Raw genomic sequence first — 19,989 nt, 5'->3', positions numbered from 1 at the left:
TTATTTGAGCAAAGGCAGACATCAGTATAACACAATTAATAGTGTTGGCTATAATTTAATACTGAGATACAAAATGTCCCTTTTAATTGTTTCAACACTCATATTGATAAATTAGCCAATTTTTTCTATCTTCAACAAAATAAACTGAAAAAGGTGGAATCTGCTCAAATTCTAAGCGAATATTAGTTTTTGCCTCTACAATTAATTTTTTATCTAGTTGTATATCTATAATATCTTGGGCATTAGAGGAAATAGATTTTAAGTGAATATAACCATGAGATGAAAATAAACGAATTTTTCCGGTTATTAATTTATCATTTAGCTGTCTAATGCTTAAGTTAATAACGGCATCTGATTTTTTAACTTCTATAAATGGATTGATATCATTATAAAATGAGCGATCTATGACTATTTTATTCACATACTTTGAATCAATCCCTATCAGGTTTATTAAGGCTTCTTCATCCTGCATATTCCTACATATAATTTTAAAATCTGTATCCTTAGAGAAATGAAGCCCATTTTTTACTATAAATTCTTGTTGAGAGGCAATTTTATAATTTGCTTCTCCAAAATAATTATATATATTATCAAAATCAAAATAATCTAAAAATTCTATACTATTACCATAACGCGCCCAGTCAGTAGCTAAATTGCCATTGCTAACAGCACATCTAGCACCATGAGTCTTCAATACATCTTCGATTTTGAAGCAGAAAAATATAGGAACTGGACAAATTGCAGATATATTCTCTCGGCTACCTAATAGTTCATTATGCCATTGTGTAGGTGTAAGGGGTCTAAAATAAAAGCGGGAAAACTTGTTTTTGATGTCATCATTAGTTCTGCCAATTAAATCTTTTCCGGCTGAATCTTGAAACCTTGCTTGACCTCTAGGTAAAATTGAGGCAGATTTTAGAATCGATACAGCATTTTCTATGTGACTAAAATGATAAATGTAGCCTCTCCAATCTGATTTTTGTTGATTTAAGCTAGTTATTAATTTTGATGTAAATGCTGCTAATTCTTGAAGTGGACGGCTATCTTTAAAGTCATTTTTACATTTTACCTCTATCTCAGGACGTTCAAAAGTATCAATAGTGTTTTGTTTAGCAGCAAGTTCAAGTTTAATGTCTTCTTTGTTTGCTTTTTTCGCTTCTTTAAAATAATTGAGGTCGTCAACTGTAAAATTAGACTTATTGATCAGTTGTTCTAGTAGTTGAGAAATAGAATCTAGCAACTGAAAATTAATATAGATAATATTAATATTGGTATCAATATCAATATCGTTTTGAATAATAGATTTTACTAGATGATTCTCGAAAAGAAGCTTATAAGGAATTTTGCCATCATATAACTTGATTGAAAATTTATTTTTAATTTTTATTAGCCAAGCTCTATAATAATCTTCCTGAAAATTTATTGAATTTTTAGATAGCAAATCAGTATCTAATTTTAGAGCAAGAACAATCGATTTAGCAGATTCTATGTTGAATTGATCTGGATAACATCTTTTATCTATAAGTAAACAGCCTTGAGATTTGATAATTTTTAAAATTAATTTTAGGTCAATTTCCAAATTGGATAATGCCTGATATCTTTTTTCATCAAAGTAATACTTAGTCTTGGCTGTTTTTTGTAGGTTATATGTAATTAGATTATCATTGATAGATTCAATTGATAGCCAAGACAGATTTGATTCTGTTTCAACTGAGTCATAGATACGTCTAATAATTGATAAAGCAGCTTTCTCATTTTCTCTAAATTGAACACCTGCCTCACATAACCATTTTAGCGTGTTGCTACACAGACTCGGATAATCGCTAATTGCTCCGAGATTATTAAATTTAGGTTCATTTTGATTTTCTAGGTAAATTCTTAGTTTTACAAGATTAGATATTTCTGTGTGAACTCCTAATGCCGCTAAAAATTCAATTTTTAAAGCATCATCAGATATCCATTCTTGAACCCATTCAGGTAATTGTTCTTCTGGTAAAGCATAGGTGTTGGGATAAACAGAGTATTGGGGTGAAAAACCAATAACAAGCTGAATATTTTCTGTACTGTATTCAACTAAGGTCGTATCACTCTGAATCCAACGAGTTTTCGATATAGATATAGCTTTTGGCTTTTTTAATAGCCATTTATCATACATTATTTTCAAAAGTTCTTCCTGAGTTTCATCCTCATGTTGAAGATTAAGCTTCAAAGGAAAGCAATAAAAATTACCATCATCATCAAAGTAGGGTTCTAAAATTATGACAGACGTATCACCAATCTTAAATACAGGATTTTCATTATTAATTTTTAGCAGATTTTCGATCCCATTTAAATTATTATTTAATAATTTAGTGCCTCTGACAAAAAAACTTTTGTCAGCATTTACGTAAAAATTTAATTGGCTTAATTGAGTATGAGATGTATTATTCATTGCCTGTATCTACCGTAAATTCGTCTAATAGTTTAATATTATTTTTTGATTTGGCATACAAAACTACAAAAGCTAGTTGATGAGCATTCTCTAAGTGCGTGAATTCTTGTTTTAGCTCTTCATATACTTCCTCATTCATTATGTTTGTTTCACCAATACCGAATAGAGTTTTTAGTTTAGTAGTCAAACCTTTAAACTGTTTGAGCATTTTATCAACTATTCCACTGATGTCTTGATAACGTGGTAAAATCTCTGACAGCGATAGTTCATATATTTCATCACCAATTGTAAATATAATTTCATCTTTCACAGCTTCTCTAAGTGGGTAAACTCTTCTCTCTTGATCAATAACTCTAACTTTATTTTTAAATTCTTCTTGTAACGATTCATCACCTGTAATATATTCGCAAGCTAATTCTAATACTTGATATTCATAGGAGCTTTTTTTATAAGCCTTTTTTTGAACCAGTGTTAGTGATGGAATACACTGCAAAAACCCTTTTTCTACATCTTTAATACCAGATTCTTTAACAACGCTTATCAATTCTTCTATTAATTCATCCGAGAAATATTTTTCCAACAACTCTAGGTATAAAGTTGAATCCTTAAGTAACCCTTGATTATTTCCTCGTTCATTATAGAATTCTGCTGGTAGGGCTTTTAATTCATCTGATAAGTGACGTTCTATATATTCTTTCAGTTTTAATTTCTCTGTATAGTAGGGGTAAATGTTTTTGTTGCTTTTATTTGTAACCACATATATTCCTGACTCCTTAGTATAACTAATACAAAACTGATTGAAAAATACTTCACCATTTTTTGCAGTGAATTCGATTAAATTATTTATCACAGATTGTTCTAATTCAGCACTTTCTTCTCCAATCGACTCAATCACATCTTCTAACTTGTCTTGGTTAGTTTTAAAAGGTGCATGGGATAGAAATTTAAGAATATTTTTCTCTGGTAACTGAAGATTAGTGAGACATGAGATTGCAACTTTAAGGTCATTATAAGATTGAACTTCTCCCAAATGCTTACTGTAAAAAACCTGAGCTATTTGTTTAAAACCATCATCAGTGAATATATATGGATATTCTGTTAACGGACTCTTATTTTCACTATCAGCAAAGTAGCGGTTGATATCTTGATAAAACTGCTCGATGTTATTAGTATTAAAAACTACTTCTACCCGTCCAATAATTTTTTCCCAATCACGATATATAAGTTTCTCGTAAATCTCGCTTTCTTTTAGTAAATAAATATCCAGTTGGGGAAAATATTCTTTATCATCAATTTGATAAGCCTGTAGCCAAGTGGCTAAGTTAACAATATTTCTGGAAAGCAGTTCGTTCAATGGCTTCAAAGTTTGAAAACTGTCTTTAAAAAAAATTAGTTTTTTTAATTTTTCTGATTGCTTGAGTCCTCTTAAAAATTTAAAAATATTTTCTTTGTCTTTTGGTAACAAAATAGAGTTATAAGCTATTATGCTGGTTCTTTCGGCAATTCTAGTAAATAACCTAGCTCCTAAATGCTCTTCCAACTTGCCTTCGAGTTTACTTACTACTTTTTGATAATCTGCTAAATTAATTTTTGATAATAAAAAACCTAATTTATTTTTTAGGATATTTTTCAGAGCTAAAATATCCTGAGAACAAATAAGCAAATAGCTAGGTTTAGTTTTTATATCATTGATTGAATAGTATTCGCTATCTGTAAATTTGAAAATTTTTAGATAGCAAAATTTTTCTACAAAATTATCTTTCCAAATACTATCATTAATTCCATTTAGCTCTTTGAGAAAGAGCATATAAACTTTTTCTTGGGTGCTGGCTATCCATTTGTTGATAAACTCAACATCACCTTGAATAATCAAATCTTCAATCTTCCAAGATTGTAAAGACACCTGATCAACTAATTCTTTATCTGAATTTTTATTCCAATAGAACCACTCTTTACCTTGAATACCAAAGTCAATAGGACTGATCTTGAGTGCTGTATTTTTAATATAAACTTTTTCCCGACTGTAGAAATTTCCTTTATCAGTAGGTATTTTGCCAGATATATAGTCTTTTAAAGGCTGATATAGCGACTCATTAATCCAATCTTTTGAAGGCTGACAAGATAAGAGAATATTAGCATATAGTTCTCGAAAATCATCGGGTTTATTCTCAATATATTGCTCTAATTTGTTGATAAATTCACTGACAAACCATTTAAAAATAGCTTTGTTAGTTGGAAGTTCTTCTAATTCTCGCCGATTAGTTTCAATCTTAAAAGCATCACAATGGAGAATAAAACTTAACCCATGCTCCTCAGCACCCATTGGAAAGTATTTATAAAAATTAGGATAAACTCTAAGCTCTTCACTTCTCTTGTAAGGTAAATATCCAAATAAAAATTTTATATCACATTTTTTATCAGTAGGGTTTATTTTGGAAAAAGCATCGGAATCTTTAGCTATTTTAAATTCTAGAGTTTTTAAAGTAAGTTTTTGAATATACTTATCTTTTAACATTACAGTCTTTAGTGATTTCAGCATATTGAGAGAGCATTCCACGCCTTTTTCAAGGTCATTCTCATAATGCTTGTCTAAAGCTTGGCTCTTACCTTCACCAAGGTTTAGGAAAAATAATGAACCTCTTTGAAGTTTCGATAATTCTAATTTGGATTGATTTTTTTTAAGAAAATGTAAGAAATCACTAAATTCTTGTTCTGTAAATGCAACCTTATTTTTATAACTTAAGTCCTTAATTTCCTCAAATGGTTGAGCAGGAAAGTTAGTTATTAAAATTTTAAATAGCCAGGGGTATTCTCCTGTTAAATTATCATCATATTCTATTTGTTGGACATTAGTAATGTTTAAAAGTGCTTCTAAATGCTCAGGTTGAGACCAACTGAACAAAATTGGCCCTTTATATTCTTCTGTTAACTCTTTCAATCCTTCATTTTCACCTACTAATCTATGAACCAATTTAAATCCTATTCCGAATCGACCTATTTTGTCGCAATCTACTGCTTGGTTTGTATTATCAGATTTACTAGATTGGCTTGTATTTAATATAGAAACTACATCTTTTAATTTAAATTCTATGCCATTATTTAAAGCTAGGAAAAATTTTTCATTATAAAAAATATAAAAGTCATCAGATTCACAATCTGCGGCATTTTGTAAAAACTCATATATAGCCTGTCCATCCTCAGCATTTTGTAATCCTGTTGCTAAAAAGTTGGCTATGTTAGATTTCATGCCATGATAAGCACTGAAAAAGCCTACTACTTCTTCGCCGGACGAATTTTTGTCTTTACAGCCCATAAAATCAGGCTGGATATAATCTGGAAGCTGCGAACCATTTTGCGTGAGAGCAGAGAAGGGCGATTGTTTCTCGACAATCCACTTTCTTAGTTGTTTGACGGATTTTATCCTCATATCCCCGTTAAGTTATAAATGACACCTTTATAACTTAAAATTAAGTAAATGTACAAATATACTTATACTGCGCCTCAGCGATAGCAACTTAGCTTCAAAATATTCAAAAATATGAAGCCCCCCTATCGAATAGGATTAACCCTGTTCTTAGTAGAGTTGAAGTAAAAAAAGCTGAACGCGATCGCTAAATATGAACAGTTTTTATTAATATCTTGACAACTTACCAACGAACTGGAAGCCGCTTCGCTTAGAACAGGTGGTGTCAGGGACGGGCAATGAATTCTTATGAAGTGCCGAAACCCAGCACCCCGCCCCTGACACTCCGCTTACGCCACCTGCTCTACTCCCAGTTCTGGAACTTGGCATAACTCAAAACTGATAAGCTTGCTGCTGCCGCCAGTCGAGTAGAGAAGCAATCAGCGCCTCCTTTTTCAAATCCTGCCCATTCATTTTTTGAGGCAGTCCCAACTCACTGGCAAGTTTTCGCGCAGCCCGTAGGGTTAAATTTTTGATATTGTCGATAGTAAAAGTGTGATTTTTCGGCGCTTCCACCTTTTGATAGCCGTAAAGGTGTATTTGCTCAAAGGTATAAACTTCTGAATATCCGTTATCCCAATCTATTTTGGCTTTATTACCCTTAACGTCGGCGATCGTCCCAGAACAGCCACCACTTTTTAGGCGATCTCCTCTACTCCAAGAACTGTCAGGTGTAGTTTCACTCTCTACTTCAAATTCCACATCGACTAAAACAGCAAGTTTTTGAGTAACGACTTGAAGTGAATCAACAGGCTGGACAGGAGTAGGAGTAATACTTTCTAAATCAAGACATAGCTGCACTGCAACCGGGGGCTTTTGTTTACCATTGTTGATGCAATCTAAATACTGTTTATCTAACTTTTGTTGCTGTTGAAAAGCCCAGCGTTGAGCATTATCTTTGAACCATTTGGCAATAACATCAAGAATGGGATTTTTGTTGTCTCTAAGAGGATTGATTTCATTGGGTGCAAAAAGTTCAGGCTGTAATGTCATACCTGAAGGTAACAGATTAAATGCTTCATGCAATAGCTGTTCTAATTCCTGTGCAATATAACCAGTATATTTGTAGACTCGAATATAGGCAGTATGTAGATAATTAGCTACAGTTTTCATTACTGCAATAGCTTTTTCATTATCTAAATTTAGACGTACTAAATGATGGATTGAGCTAGCAGCATTTTTTACAAGACTGTAAACCATTGTCGCTTCAGCTTGTAAAAATAAATATTTGTTATCTTTCTCTAGTCTTGCTAGTTCTTGAAGTGTGGATTTTAAATTTTGAGCTAGACTTTCAATTGCAGAAAAGTTATTTTGGCGGAATTGGATAAAACCTGTCATATTTCATGCCTCATTTAATGAAATTGATTGAGCATTTTTAACGATTAAATATAGTAATATGCACAGATATTAAGGTGTGTAAATATGGATTTTTTCTAAAACTAATTAATGCTGGATATCTGCCGTAAGTGTCCAATGTGCCGTAACTATGCCGTAGGCTAAGATGCTTTCAGCATGAGGATTGCCGTGATTTGAGCGTATGCCGTACAAAAACAATAAACTACTTGGGTGCAGTCTCTAAAATTTACGGCACTACGGCAGATACTTTACCAATCAGGTAAGAAATAGGTATTGTTTTCACCAGTTTTGAGCTTCTCAAATTGAATTAATTCCTTTAAACCAGCATTTAATTCTTGTTCTGAGTAGCTGGTAAGTCTGTCAGCTTTCTTCAAATCACGTAATGTCTTTGGGACTTTAATTTTCACATTTTGGAAGTATTCTAAAACTTTGCTGGCTACTTCACTTAATTGCTGTTGAGATTTTGATTCTTGACTGCTCTCACTCAAATCAAATTCCAAGTCGAAAACTCTATCCAGATAAGTTTTCTCATCATTAGTAGAATTAGAATGTTTTGATAGTTTAGGCATCAGTGCCACAACAAAACCACCCAGAGAAGCAAGCAACATAGGACGTAAATTTTTATAGGATATGGGTTTGATCTGAAGGTATCTAGATTTAATCTCTTCCCTTTCTTGCTTGCCAGGGATAATGTCACCCCTATTTAAAATCAACTCCAACACACCATAAGATTCTTGTTCTCTACCATTTTTTATATACCTGTTACCTAACAACAGTAAGTTGAGGCAGAGACGAGTTTGAGAATCCATCTTTTCAATACCCAATGCAGCCAAATTAAAAGACTGGAGGGAAGCAAAAAACTTGGTGTTAAATTCTCTGCCAATCAGTAAGACATCTAGTAATTTACCTCCATAGTTCCAGTCGGAGTAAGCTTTACTGAGTTGGTCAGCGATAACTAACCAATCATCCAAAATTAGTATTAGCGGCGGTAATGATTCCCGCTTATGTTCTGGTAACTGCTTACGTTGTTTGTAGGAGTCGTAAAAGCGATCTATTGCGCGTTTAGCTGCTTCTGGTTGCTCCTGATCAAAGACAATTACTCTACCTTTGTCCCGTAAACCGCAAAAGCTATCATTTTTCGCACTGATTACCCAAATATCAGCACTGTTGTCATCATCCAGAATCCTTTGAATCAGGTAATCAAGAGTAACGGATTTCCCTGAGCCAGGGGCAGCAACTAAGGCAGTAGAACCATCAGAACGGGCTATGGTTTGCAATGTTGTTAGTGCTTCAGTCTCTGATGGGTGAAGATAATCACCTGTTGACACTGCTTGAGGTGCAAATGTTGACTGTTGTACTTGTTCTTGCACAGTTCCGGGTGTGCTATGTGGTAACTGTGCGGCTGGCTGTTGCTGTGGCTCAAATTTCTCAAAGCTCTGCCCCCCATCTAACAAGTGACCAAACTCGTAATAATCATCAGCCGACATTGCCATGAGTAGGGCTGTCTGCTGTTGTGGGGTAATGCTGGCCATAAACTGCTGTCTGGCTTCTGCAATTTTGATGCCACGCAAGTATTTCAGCAGTTCGTTACCAGACAGGTTTAACAGTTGCTCACCAAGTTTTACGCTTTTTGATGCTCTAATACCTTCAAACTGTTTGGTAGCTCGGTAATGAGGTCTGATATCTGCTAAATAATCCTGTGCCTTACTGGTTGCCCATAACCCTATCCCCCCGAACGCGATCGCTGCAATACCCAAATGAATCTTAAATGGGTTGTCGGCTGGCAGTTCGCGGAACACGTACAAGCTTTCATGCTGGAGAAATGCCCAAGGGTTATAGTTTGGGTTGCTGGTGCGGTACTGATTAGCCTTCAAATATGGTTCTGGGATTTGCGATCGCTGTTCATAGCGACAATACTTTTTACCCAGCAATAATTCTTTTGGGTTGCCGTCACCAGCTTGAATGGGCGCATCGTGGATTCTGGCTGATTTGGGGTAGAAACAGATGTCTTTTTTAGCTATGCCGTCGCCGATATGGGCAGCTATGCCACAAACTACAGCACTTGCCAAAGACAGTTTGACAGCCAAGCCTAAACGCGGTGGCAGGCTGTAGGAGCGCTGATTTAGTTCTGTTGGTTTAACATCTTTCATTATCTCTTTTTCTGTAAAAATAAGTACAATGTAATAGCTGCACATACGGAAAAGCCCAGCAAGAAGCCAAAATGATTTTGACTAGGTTGCTGAATACCTTCAAACTCTCTCACCTGCTGAGTAAATACTTGAAAACTGCCACGGGCTACAAAGTCCATCTGTTGGGCATCCCCGGTTAGCTTCCAAGAACTAGCAGCCAGCATCGCGGTGCGAGTCACACCAATAGCCAACTTTTGACGATTGGTAATTTTGGGAATCAAACCATTTTCAAAGCGCAAGTAGCAGAGGGTAGCAGCGAAAGAAGCACCCACTGGTAAGCCAGCAATAACGGCGGGGAACAGCCCCACACTGCCAGCCAGATACAGAGATTGCGTTGACGTGAGTTGAAAACCTGCTAAAACTGCACCTTGGGCAACACCACGAAATATAGTGATAGAACTGTCAATTTCTGCGATCGCCTGTTGTACCTGTTCACTGTCGTATTCATCTCCAGTTACAGAAGTAGGCGAATCGTCAACAATCTCAGCATCAAAATAAATAGGCGTTTTCTGATTTTTGGTTAGCATTGGCCAAACCTTGTAAAGAGTTATTCCCAGGGTTCACCCCTGGGAATTTAGTTGTTAGTCAATCAACCGTCTAAAGAAACCTTTCACTCCTCGCATGGCGTTAGAACCGTGTCTGTGGATATCTTTTAGTGTTTCTTTGGCTCGGTCTGCGGGTGAAAGTCCTTGCTGTTTGTCCTTTACCTGCTGCCAAACCTGAGATTGTGCTTTGGTAGCATCAATCTCAATGACTCTGAGCGTTGCACGGTGCGATTCACCAAGCAGGTTGAGCGTCCGTCCGTGCCGAAACTGTTCTTGGGCTAGCTGGTTGTCAGATGCAATAACTTTTTCCTGTAGGCCATAGCCCAAACGCACATCGCTGACTCTGACTTTTGACCAACCATCAGCCATTTTGTTGATGCTTGTACCTGCGGCAGTGAGAAACTGGGTTTCTTCTGCCATAACAGCTTCAGTTGCCTGCAACCCTTGGTTTAAGTTACCGAATACCGCCTTGGCATTTTGGGCGCGTTGGGTTTGCTTAATTCGGAAATCTGCCACCTCTGCGGCGGCTGTCTGGTTGCCGTCAAGTGCTTGGAATATGGTTTCTTGGCTGATGTTCGTTAGGGATTGTAAAGCAGCGTATGTGACGGGTGCATCCAGCTTGAGTTTTACTGTTCTGCTCATGTTTGCTCCTCTGCCCAAATAATTAAACCTCGTTTATCCAACTCATCCAGGCTGACAGCATTGATTTCTTCTACCACCTCATCTGGTAAAATTCTTATCAGCAATGTAATCAAAATTTTCACGGCTATTCACCCCACTCATTGATTTCACCCAGTCTGGACTGGATAGATTTGGCACGTTCAATTACATCCTCATCAATGCCCAATTCCTGCATTACCTGAAATGGGTAATCCTCACCTTCTGCCAGTGCAAAAATCAGATTGTCAGGGACTAAACCACCTAAATTAGCTAAAAACTGCCCGTGAGCCAGTGGATGCGGTGTATCATCAATAGTCTGATAGCTGTCATAAGCTCCTGTTGAGTCCCAAGTCTGATTCTGCAAATATGGCAGCGTCTCTTGAATAATCTGCTGATCTTCAGTGGTTCTGCCTAAATCTGGTTTTGAGGGATCATCATTAGCCACAATGGAGGCGGCTGAGTGTGCCAGTTCCGGGACGCATCCATTGTTAGTTAGCGCGTTCAGGGCTGCAAAGAAGATGTTGTCGCTCATCTTGTAAAATCCTTATATATTGATACCTGATGCTGTTGGCAGGCGATTCGCATTACTGATTGGCGTTAGTGGATGCGAATCGCCTTTGATTTGACATTCAGATTGCAAGGTATTGAAAAATTGACTAAAATCACCCAGAGTGATATCACAATAAAATTGCAAAGCTTTGTATTGTGGATGTTGAGGAATTTGTGTGAGCAATTGTTGGGCTTGTACAATCAATTTGGGTAATGATTGCCGACTCATATTCACCTCAAAATAAGGACAATTGCTGTGATTGTTGATTGACGACAGAACTGTTTGTAGATAAGCCTTCTACCGCATAACAACGAGTAGTTAAAGCTTTATCATTCAGCTTGATATCTGCCTTCTTCTTCTCTCCAGAAAGAGGACGGAAGATATACTGTGGTGCTTTGACTGTGCCTGTTTTTTCTAGATATCGGTACAAAGTTCTATCTATTTGATAAACGCCCGATTGAGTCAGTAATGTTGAATCATGGATGCGAGTGAGATTTTGCATTAGTTTTCACTCCCACCTTTTAACGAACGAACAAGAGTGTCACCGTAGTTCACCAACAGGATGGTAAATAATTGTGAATATGTATTAATTCCTGTTTGCTCAATGATTTCCTTGGCTTTAGGTATGTGCTTCTCGTCCAAGACTACACGGGTCTGATTCATAACTTAAGACTCCTAACTAATAGCTGACCTTTCAGTTTTTCGGTCGTTTGTTCTTGTGGAGATATTTGTGGAGTTAATGCAAGATTTTCTGTTTCAATTTTTTGAATCTGAGGCAAAACATTCATCGTATTGCCTGCTAGATATTCACTAATCAAGAGATTTGTGGCAGATGTGACGCTAATTCCCCTGTCGGTTGCATATTGAGACACCCAGGCTTGATGACGTTCATCTAGTCTGACTTTGGGGTTAATTGTCCCTGTTTGGGGCAGATACGAAAGCTTGAGAGACCATTGATGTTTGATTGCATCCAATAGCAGATTTACAGTGTCACTCAGTTTGGAATAGTTAAGTGAAAGACGGACTCCTTCAACTTTGCTGGCGACTTGAGCCGCTAAACGTACTTGCATTTTACATAGCCAACAATGCTTGAATGTTTGACAGTTGTGGATTGGCAGGAATGTAGAACCCTTGTTTTGCACTCAGCTTTTGACGGACTAAATTTGCACATCCACCAATCAGCATCACGTTGGTAACGTCTGCAAGATAGTCATTAGCAGCTGTAGAGATGCTGTCCATCAGATTGTTAAACCAGTTTTCTAACAACCCTGGAAAGACTGAGCTAAATTCATATTTACGTCCGTAAGTGAAAGAACCGTCAGCGATCGCATCCATCATCTTCGCCACTTTAAAAGCAACGTTATCGCGCTTGGCGTAACTCTGCATCAAATCACTATTGATGATGTCGTTAGCCAGAGAGACACCGCCTACTTTAGGAATTGAACGACGGGTGAGAACTTCCGATGATGGGGTGATGACGACATAATTAGTTGTGCCACCACCGATATCAATAGCGAGTGTGTCGCCATCCATGTCAAGCTTGCCGTTTCTGTAAGCATTAATTACAGCAACATCTGTCTCAAGGAAAAATTCAACGTTTTTGATTCGGTGTCTGTAGTTTGTGCCGTTGACGTTAATTTGATGCTCTGCAACTAGAGTCCGTCTGATTGTGTCTTCATGCCATTGAGAATGTTCTGGGACGAGAAACTGGACAACACCATCAAAATCCTGCCGCAATCCAGCCAAGGTGAACGGTTTAAAGAATTCTGGCAGGTCTTTACCCCTTTCTGCTGCGGTTTGTGAATTTTTCTGCTTAGTAGCGCGGTCTCCGAGGACTAAAACCTTATCATCAAGTTTGACAGAGGGCGAATTATCAGTGTCCAAATCTCTAGCACTGGTATAAGTCACATCTTGGAAGACTGAACGGATGACGCGAGGTTTTTCACCTTTGAGGGCGGTGATACTGCTGTAGTTTCCGATATCTGCACAGTAAATATTGATCACTTGCAATCTCCTGATAAAGCTAGTAGCAGCCGTTTTTGGCTGTTGCTAACCTTTGCAGATAGCTATTTTGGTCGTACTTTTCTCTACTATTTCCCTAAGTCTGGATCTGCCAAACTCTTACTCAAAATTGCAGAGACGCGTTACCTCAAAGGTGCTTGTCACATCCTAGTTGTCATGATTCAGGCTTAACGTATTCGCTTTACGCATATAAATATAATAACTAATGTGTAACTAAAATGGTATCACTCTGGTTGCATTATGGTATCATTATTTTAAATATCTTGTTCAAAAACTATTAGACTTGCTGATACTAATGTGGTATCACTTTAGTTAGAGTAGATGTAATCAATCTAATGTATAGATAGAAAAATTATGATTACTTTCATGGCCCGCCAGAAAAAACCGACAACAAATAGGACAACTCGATATTTAGATGAAATCGTTGAGGCTCTGGACAAATACGCAGAAGACCAAATGATTAGTTCTAACGCGGCCGTAAATAAACTTTTAAAAGAGCGATTAACCGAATTGGGATATATGCAACAAAACTAATAGTCGCCAAACGCGACGGAGGAAAATCAACCAAACAAGCCAGATTATGATTTTGAGCCAGTGACAGACCCAAGCGACTGGTCAGCACGTCAATAAAAACGAAATTAACTCAATGCCTTCAAAAGACGTAAATACAAGAAATGGGTTGGTTACAGCATGAATGAAACATCATTAAAATTACTTAACATTTCTGGAGGGCGATTGAAAAAAGCGACCACTCCAGCTAAAGAGCGATCGCTGTTTGTATGTAATTGTTTAAATGTTCGCTTGAATGTTTTAAGCCTACAAGACCAGACAGACAAATCTGTTTTTATACGGTCGAGCCGCTTTTCATGCTACTCTAGCGAGAGTAAGTCTGCACGTAAAACTGCAATTAGTCTTTACAAGGGAGGTAGTAACGACCAAAACAGCATATTCAGATAGTCAGAATAAATGTGAGTCGTTGTAGAACTGTTTCGGTGCGATAAAGACTTGCCGGTCACAAACACCAAATTGTTCCAAACTGACGAGGACTCACCACTCGTAACCTACGTGTATCTGTCTGTTGCCAATATTAGCACACAGGCGGGATACTTTATGCTTTTTTTTGGACAAATAGTAAAAAAAGCATCTGCCGCTACAATTTATCCCAACTCTGAATTCAAGCGGAGTATTGGCAAAAGCTATTGAGCCAGAAATAATTGAGGGATGATTTGACGGCTAGATGCCTCGTAGAAGAGGATAACGTCGTGAATAATGGATTTTTTCAATCAAAAACTGCACTTTTCTTTTTTAAAAAAATAATGCAAAGGGCTGATTTCTGCTTTCTTTACTACCCACAAGCTAGCGCCAGGTATTGTACCAGTCGCTGGTCAATTTGTGTCAAGTAGGTAAAAAAAGAAATCGGCTAGCTGCCCACACGCCAGACATACGTTTAGCGGTTAACGACTAACCGTCAATATTTTTTATAAACAATTTCAATGTAGCAATGTCTGGGTCATAAAGGCAAAATTAGTGCAACTTAAATCAGGTGACATCAACCTTCTAAAATTGACTATGAGAGCTTCAGGCTAAGGATTACAGCCATTTTGACAAGAAAATTAATTTTTGAGCAAATTGGAAAATTTTTGTTTGTAGCCGTTGGTGACATTTGATATAAACACCGCTAATGAACCTTCAAATGAGAGGGTAGGGGGTAGGGTTTAAGAACCAAGAAGGGCTTAGGGTATTGGATGTTGGGTGTAGGAAAAGATTATCGAACAGAATTCAGGAGTCAGGAGTCAGAATTCAGCATTAATTCTGTATGACTGGCGGATGAATCCCCGACGGATTGATTCTGACCGGAGGCGGAGCGTTTCCGGCTCCGCTCCTGAATTCTGACTTCTGAATTCTTCTTCAACAATTACACCCTATGCCAACACCCCACGCCAAGAAAGATACACTCCGAACCTAAAAATTGTGGGTAGCTCCGATGAACCAATCATCATCGGAGAGAGAAAAATGGCAAAAGCCAAAGCAAACACAGCAGCACAATCTACCCTAGAGCCATTAGATCAACTAGGACAAAGGTTTCTAGAATACTTCCATCATGGTTGGGGATTCATCTACGCCCCCACCCCAAAAAGTGGTGAACGCCCACAATGGCAAACAGAAACCCGCTACCCCTTACAGCCGCGTAACCTGTGGCAACAATACTTAAATCCCGATGTCTTAATAGGACTGCGGTTTACCAAACAAACCAACTACCTACTAATAGACCTAGACAGAAAAAGCCAGCTACACCCATCAAACAGCCAAATAAAATACCGGCAGCTACTAGCCAGCCTAGAAGAAATCGGCTTATGCAGACCAATACCCATACAATCAAGCGATAGTGGCGGACTGCATATATATTATTTCCTAGAAGAAAAACAACATTCCTACACCCTAGCCTGTGCCATCCAGCAGACCCTAGAAGCAGCAGGCTTCAAAATCAAAGGAGGAGAACTAGAAATATTCCCCAACTGCAAAGTGTACAGCAAAGGCAGCCCCAGTAACTTCAACGCCCATCGCTTACCCTTACAGACAGGCTCATACATACTCGACGATTGCCTAGAGCCGTGGTCAGACGACATCGAAGACTTCCTCAACGCCGCCGACTGGTCAGCAAAAGGGCAAGACTACGAAGCATTAGCCCAAGCACTAGTCCGAGCCAACAGCAAAAAAATTATAAAATTTCCCTACCGTCAGCGCAGTGCAGCCGAGCAATGGAAGCAAGACCTAGAACAACGCATCTCTGAAGGATGGACAGGAAACGGACAGACCAACGAACTGCTCAAAGATATAGCGTGTTACGGCATAGTCTTTCGCCAATTAAGCGGACAGACACTAGTAGATCATATAGTGATCACAGCCTGCCAATCTCCAGGTTACGTAAACTGGTGTCGCCATCAACATGAAATCGAACAACGAGCCAAAGAATGGGCAAGGTGCTGTGAAGGATTTTACACCCCGTACCCAGGCACACCGCAACGGGTAAACAGTTATAAAGAACAATTTGGCAGAGTAGATGAAAATAAAATCATCAACCTGCACCCTAACGAACAACGTCAGCAAGAGACAATAGAGCGGATTCGTTCGATTGTTGCACAGTTACAACAAGCTCTAACATTTCCAGAACGGACAAGCGATCGCGCTCTAGCAATAATCGCCGCATCCAAAGCCCAGTATGGCAAAGGAGTAAGTCAGACAACCCTGCACAAAGCAATATACCTACCCCTATGGCATCCCGACCACCAAGAAAAAAATGCATCAAAACAGCCTGTAAATGACCTTCTAGACAGCAACCCAGCGATTTTATCTCCTGAAAAATATCCCCAAATACCAGACCCGTGGTTAGAAGAATCGCAGTCTGAAACTCAGACTAAACAAGGGATACAGGAGCAAACAGCAAAAATTTACACACTCCCCCCATATATGAAGGTTTTGTACTTGAGTTCAGCTAAAGCGTTGCCGCCAGCAACGCCTATAGCTGAACTTGATCAAATTCAAGAATCTTCTCAAATTCAAATTCAAATTCAAGAATTTTCTCCCAGTTTTAATTCTTCAGATCCTAGTTCTAATTCTTCAGAAATTTCAAATTTTACTAATTATAAGCAAAACCTATACCAACCTTTCCGAAGCGAATCGTTTGATGACAATAAGCAAGACTTATCAAATGAGGAAACAATTACTGGGTTAGGTATTTCAGACGTAGTAACCACTGCTCATAGTGATGTTGATAGCACCTGTGAGAACACTTTAGAGGGTGAACATACCTCAGAAGCCGAACCCTCTGTACCAGTTTCTATACCAACTACTACACATCCGAAATTCCGGTGTGTAGATTCACTACCCATTCCTGTAGAAGCGGATGATCCACTTGAACAGCAAAGCTTTAGCCCAGATGATTACCGTCAGGCAATCAGACTGAAACTTCAGGCAACTGCTCAAGCACGCCATTGGCTGAAATTATACTGCACTATAGAAAAGTTATCCTTCCTGCCCCAGGAGCGAATCAAACTAGAAAAGGTGGCCATGCGTCTGCTAATGCTAGAATCGCCGTCGCTGATTTTACAACAGGAAGCGCAGGAATGGCTGGCAAGTAACCCCTCTGCCCTAGAGATGGCAGAGCGTTTAAAACAAAGCAGACATGACTACAGGCTATAGAATTTGCGATCATGGCATCTGTGATTTTACCCCCCGGATGACCAAATTTTGAACCATAGCGTGACTAAAAGTTAAGTAATTTCAAGCTTTTGAGCAAATCTTCAACCTAACTTTATGAATCAAATTATGTCCGCGTGTTTTAAATATGAACCCCATCACCGAAGCCATCAAGATTTGCTCATTGTAATATGAGCATATATACAGAAATCCTTATACTGAACGACAACCAATCTTTTGTGTCCTTTGAGGAACATGAACCACATTATTCGCCCCCGTCAGGGAGTATTTTTATGGCATTAGTAGCCAGCGTTCATGCCTTTGCATGAATTGAGCAGACTTTGAGGCTTGTATTCCACGTAATAGCCCAATCGTGTAACTACGGGATTCACACTCAAAACCATGTGGTATAAATAGAAGGCTGCGCTGACGAGGTAGTACATGGAACCATTAACTGCTAGTGCGATCGCCATTGCGACTGTCATTGCGACTAAGGCTTTGGAAAAAACAGGCGAAAAGGTAGGCGAAACTTTATGGGATAAGACTGGTCAGTTCCTCATAACTCTGAAAAAACACTCTCCTCATACTGTAGTTGCGATTGAGAAAGCACCCTCTCAACCACTTGATTATGGGAAAGCTGTATTAGAGATAGAATCAGCAGCAAAAGCTCATCCTGAAGTAAATCTTGCTGTGCAGGAATTAGTAGCAGCAGCGAAAGCAGAACCCAATTCCAAATTTCATGAAATTCAAGCTATGCCTAATTTGCAAAAATTGGCAGAAAAAATTGGTCAGGTGGTTATGCTAGGTGGAACAGGAAATATCGGCAATCAGTCCTTTTAAACTTCGTGACAGGTAACTGTATAAATGTCTGACGATTCTGGGAAGTTTGCTGAGAAAATTGGTGTTTATGTTGCCCCAGGTGGACATGCTTTTATCGAAACTCAGAATATTGAAGGGCAAAAACAGTTACGTCCGTTCCAAGCACCACCATTACCAACTTACTATGTAGATCGTCCTGAATACAGCCAAGATTTAAAAACTCGTCTGCTTACAGAGTCAAATGATGTCCGTACTTTGGTAGTGACTGCTATTCACGGCTTAGGTTCTATAGGCAAATCGACCTTAGCTGCTGCTTTGGCACATGAGGTAGAAGTACAAACTCACTTTTGTCATGGTATTCTCTGGGCAACATTAGGTCAGCAGCCTAATCTTCTATCTCTGCTTAGTGGCTGGGTACAGGCATTGGGAGACTACAACTTCAAAGCCACTAGCGTGGAAGCTGCTTCCATTCAACTACGCACATTACTGCATGAAAAAGCTGTGCTGTTAGTTGTAGATGATGCGTGGAACACAGGGGATGCCCAAGCATTTAATGTTGGTGGAGCGCGTTGTCAAGTTTTGGTTACAACCCGCGACGCTGCGATCGCTACAGTTCTCGGAGCCAGCACCTATCCTCTGGATGTAATGAAGCCAGAACAAGCGATGGAACTGCTGACTAAAAAATTAGGACGTAACCTCACTAACGCAGAAACTCAGTCGGCTGAGGTTTTAGCCAAAGAGCTTGGTTACTTGCCCTTAGCATTGGAACTAGCGGCTGCCCAAGTTGCTGGTGGTATCTCTTGGACAGTTCTTGTGCAGGATATGCAGAAAGAGGTAGCCCGCTTAAGAACAATCGATGATAAAGCAGCCAGAGATGCCAATGATGAAGCAAGCCTAAAAAAACTCAGTTTAACTGCATCATTAAATTTAAGCGTCCAGCGATTATCAAAGGAAACGCGAAAAAATTTCATCTGGCTGGGAATATTACCGGAGGATGTAACTATAACTGGGCAAATGACTGCAACGCTTTGGGATATGGAGTCGGAGCGGGATGCAGCAGATGAGTTGGGCTACTTGCACTCGAAAGCACTGTTATTGTCTGGTGTCCCTTCGGCTTCGGGAACACCAACCTACCGTTTACATGACTTATTTCATGACCTTGCACGTAATTTGTTAACTGCTCCACCAGACCCAAAGCGCTTTGGTAATCTACCAGGATTAGGTATAACTCTGCCTCAAGCTCATACCCAATTCTTGGAGAAGTACCACAATAAAACCTCTAAAAATCTCTGGCATACCCTCCCTTATGACGGTTATATCCATCAGCGTTTAGTCTGGCACTTGGAAAAGGCTGAACAGATAGAAGAGATTCACTCTTTGTTGCAGGAAGATTCGGAAAAAAAAGGTAATGGTTGGTATGAAGCGTGCGCGAGCTTGGGACAAACTGCCAACTTTGTAACTGATGTTGCTTGTGCTTGGCAATTGGCAGATGACTCCTGGACTCTTACAACCCTGCCTCAAGTTATTGGGTTGCAGTGTCGCTATGCTTTGATTATTGCATCCCTTAATAGTCTGGCAGCTAATTTACCAGTAGAACTGCTGATTGCGTTAGTTCAAAAAAAAGTCTGGACTCCTGAGCAAGGATTAGCTTACGTGCTACAAAGCTCGAATCCACGACAGAAAGCAAACTTGCTTAAAGAGCTAGTCAATCATTTGCCAGCAAACCTAAAACAACTAGGACTCTCGAAAGCACTGGC

18 protein-coding genes are annotated in these 19,989 nt (G+C 38.8%); 5 read left to right on the top strand and 13 right to left on the bottom strand.

Annotated elements, in window-relative coordinates; genetic code table 11:
• Positions 1-91: 91 nt before the first annotated feature.
• The 13 genes from VB732_RS26530 to VB732_RS26470 form a co-directional block, all read right to left on the bottom strand.
• The gene (locus VB732_RS26530; RefSeq protein WP_323233867.1) at positions 92-2,431 is read right to left on the bottom strand and encodes a DarT ssDNA thymidine ADP-ribosyltransferase family protein; all 2,340 of its coding nucleotides are present in this window, start codon (positions 2,429-2,431) and stop codon (positions 92-94) included.
• On the bottom strand, positions 2,424-5,858 hold the full coding sequence (locus tag VB732_RS26525; RefSeq protein ID WP_323233866.1) for a sacsin N-terminal ATP-binding-like domain-containing protein: 3,435 nt from the start codon (positions 5,856-5,858) through the stop codon (positions 2,424-2,426). The genes VB732_RS26530 and VB732_RS26525 overlap by 8 nt, the downstream gene beginning before the upstream one ends.
• 369 nt (positions 5,859-6,227) lie before the next feature.
• Positions 6,228-7,232, bottom strand: a complete 1,005-nt coding sequence (locus VB732_RS26520) for a hypothetical protein (RefSeq protein ID WP_323233865.1) — start codon at positions 7,230-7,232, stop codon at positions 6,228-6,230.
• Positions 7,233-7,498: 266 nt separating this feature from the next.
• Positions 7,499-9,400: a hypothetical protein gene (locus tag VB732_RS26515; protein ID WP_323233864.1), complete on the bottom strand. Its 1,902-nt coding sequence runs from the start codon at positions 9,398-9,400 to the stop codon at positions 7,499-7,501.
• The gene (locus tag VB732_RS26510) at positions 9,400-9,966 is read right to left on the bottom strand and encodes a hypothetical protein (RefSeq protein WP_323233863.1); all 567 of its coding nucleotides are present in this window, start codon (positions 9,964-9,966) and stop codon (positions 9,400-9,402) included. The genes VB732_RS26515 and VB732_RS26510 overlap by 1 nt, the downstream gene beginning before the upstream one ends.
• A gap of 54 nt (positions 9,967-10,020) precedes the next feature.
• A complete protein-coding gene (locus VB732_RS26505; protein ID WP_323233862.1) occupies positions 10,021-10,626 on the bottom strand; it encodes a hypothetical protein in 606 nt (201 codons plus the stop codon).
• Positions 10,623-10,748: a hypothetical protein gene (locus VB732_RS26500; RefSeq protein WP_323233861.1), complete on the bottom strand. Its 126-nt coding sequence runs from the start codon at positions 10,746-10,748 to the stop codon at positions 10,623-10,625. Before VB732_RS26500 ends, VB732_RS26505 begins: the two co-directional genes overlap by 4 nt.
• Before the next feature lie 2 nt (positions 10,749-10,750).
• Positions 10,751-11,176, bottom strand: coding sequence for a hypothetical protein (locus VB732_RS26495; protein WP_323233860.1), 426 nt, complete (start codon positions 11,174-11,176; stop codon positions 10,751-10,753).
• 12 nt (positions 11,177-11,188) lie between these two features.
• Positions 11,189-11,422 (bottom strand): hypothetical protein, encoded by a 234-nt coding sequence (locus VB732_RS26490; protein WP_323233859.1) that lies wholly within the window; start codon positions 11,420-11,422, stop codon positions 11,189-11,191.
• Positions 11,423-11,429: 7 nt separating this feature from the next.
• Positions 11,430-11,696: a hypothetical protein gene (locus VB732_RS26485; RefSeq protein WP_181927080.1), complete on the bottom strand. Its 267-nt coding sequence runs from the start codon at positions 11,694-11,696 to the stop codon at positions 11,430-11,432.
• Positions 11,696-11,857 (bottom strand): hypothetical protein, encoded by a 162-nt coding sequence (locus tag VB732_RS26480; RefSeq protein WP_181927079.1) that lies wholly within the window; start codon positions 11,855-11,857, stop codon positions 11,696-11,698. The genes VB732_RS26485 and VB732_RS26480 overlap by 1 nt, the downstream gene beginning before the upstream one ends.
• Positions 11,854-12,264, bottom strand: a complete 411-nt coding sequence (locus tag VB732_RS26475; RefSeq protein WP_323233858.1) for a hypothetical protein — start codon at positions 12,262-12,264, stop codon at positions 11,854-11,856. Before VB732_RS26475 ends, VB732_RS26480 begins: the two co-directional genes overlap by 4 nt.
• Before the next feature lies 1 nt (position 12,265).
• Complete coding sequence (locus tag VB732_RS26470) at positions 12,266-13,198, bottom strand: ParM/StbA family protein (protein ID WP_323233857.1); 933 nt, start codon at positions 13,196-13,198, stop codon at positions 12,266-12,268.
• On the opposite strand from VB732_RS26470, the gene VB732_RS26465 reads away from it, so the two are divergent.
• The 5 genes from VB732_RS26465 to VB732_RS26445 all read left to right on the top strand — a co-directional run.
• Complete coding sequence (locus VB732_RS26465; protein WP_323233856.1) at positions 13,199-13,387, top strand: hypothetical protein; 189 nt, start codon at positions 13,199-13,201, stop codon at positions 13,385-13,387. It begins immediately after the preceding gene.
• A gap of 183 nt (positions 13,388-13,570) precedes the next feature.
• Positions 13,571-13,750 (top strand): hypothetical protein, encoded by a 180-nt coding sequence (locus VB732_RS26460; RefSeq protein ID WP_041566745.1) that lies wholly within the window; start codon positions 13,571-13,573, stop codon positions 13,748-13,750.
• A 1,479-nt stretch (positions 13,751-15,229) separates the two neighbouring features.
• Positions 15,230-17,416: a hypothetical protein gene (locus tag VB732_RS26455; RefSeq protein WP_323233855.1), complete on the top strand. Its 2,187-nt coding sequence runs from the start codon at positions 15,230-15,232 to the stop codon at positions 17,414-17,416.
• A 438-nt stretch (positions 17,417-17,854) separates the two neighbouring features.
• Positions 17,855-18,253, top strand: coding sequence for a hypothetical protein (locus VB732_RS26450; RefSeq protein WP_323233854.1), 399 nt, complete (start codon positions 17,855-17,857; stop codon positions 18,251-18,253).
• A gap of 24 nt (positions 18,254-18,277) precedes the next feature.
• Positions 18,278-19,989: NB-ARC domain-containing protein (locus VB732_RS26445; protein WP_323233853.1), on the top strand; the 1,712-nt coding region annotated here is incomplete at its 3' end.

Origin of the sequence: Nostoc sp. UHCC 0252 (assembly GCF_034931145.1) — a bacterium.
GTDB lineage: Bacteria > Cyanobacteriota > Cyanobacteriia > Cyanobacteriales > Nostocaceae > Nostoc.
The sequence above is the reverse complement of the archived record's forward strand: the minus strand, read 5'-3'. Positions and strand labels throughout refer to the sequence as shown.

Bases quoted from the DNA above. Each gene is read 5' to 3' on its own strand.
- VB732_RS26510 (WP_323233863.1), bottom strand. From the start codon at position 9,966: ATGCTAACCAAAAATCAGAAAACGCCTATTTATTTTGATGCTGAGATT.
- VB732_RS26455 (WP_323233855.1), top strand. From the start codon at position 15,230: ATGGCAAAAGCCAAAGCAAACACAGCAGCACAATCTACCCTAGAGCCA.
- VB732_RS26495 (WP_323233860.1), bottom strand. From the start codon at position 11,176: ATGAGCGACAACATCTTCTTTGCAGCCCTGAACGCGCTAACTAACAAT.
- VB732_RS26505 (WP_323233862.1), bottom strand. From the start codon at position 10,626: ATGAGCAGAACAGTAAAACTCAAGCTGGATGCACCCGTCACATACGCT.
- VB732_RS26460 (WP_041566745.1), top strand. From the start codon at position 13,571: ATGATTACTTTCATGGCCCGCCAGAAAAAACCGACAACAAATAGGACA.
- VB732_RS26530 (WP_323233867.1), bottom strand. From the start codon at position 2,431: ATGAATAATACATCTCATACTCAATTAAGCCAATTAAATTTTTACGTA.
- VB732_RS26450 (WP_323233854.1), top strand. From the start codon at position 17,855: ATGGAACCATTAACTGCTAGTGCGATCGCCATTGCGACTGTCATTGCG.
- VB732_RS26480 (WP_181927079.1), bottom strand. From the start codon at position 11,857: ATGAATCAGACCCGTGTAGTCTTGGACGAGAAGCACATACCTAAAGCC.
- VB732_RS26515 (WP_323233864.1), bottom strand. From the start codon at position 9,400: ATGAAAGATGTTAAACCAACAGAACTAAATCAGCGCTCCTACAGCCTG.
- VB732_RS26475 (WP_323233858.1), bottom strand. From the start codon at position 12,264: ATGCAAGTACGTTTAGCGGCTCAAGTCGCCAGCAAAGTTGAAGGAGTC.
- VB732_RS26485 (WP_181927080.1), bottom strand. From the start codon at position 11,696: ATGCAAAATCTCACTCGCATCCATGATTCAACATTACTGACTCAATCG.
- VB732_RS26525 (WP_323233866.1), bottom strand. From the start codon at position 5,858: ATGAGGATAAAATCCGTCAAACAACTAAGAAAGTGGATTGTCGAGAAA.
- VB732_RS26520 (WP_323233865.1), bottom strand. From the start codon at position 7,232: ATGACAGGTTTTATCCAATTCCGCCAAAATAACTTTTCTGCAATTGAA.
- VB732_RS26490 (WP_323233859.1), bottom strand. From the start codon at position 11,422: ATGAGTCGGCAATCATTACCCAAATTGATTGTACAAGCCCAACAATTG.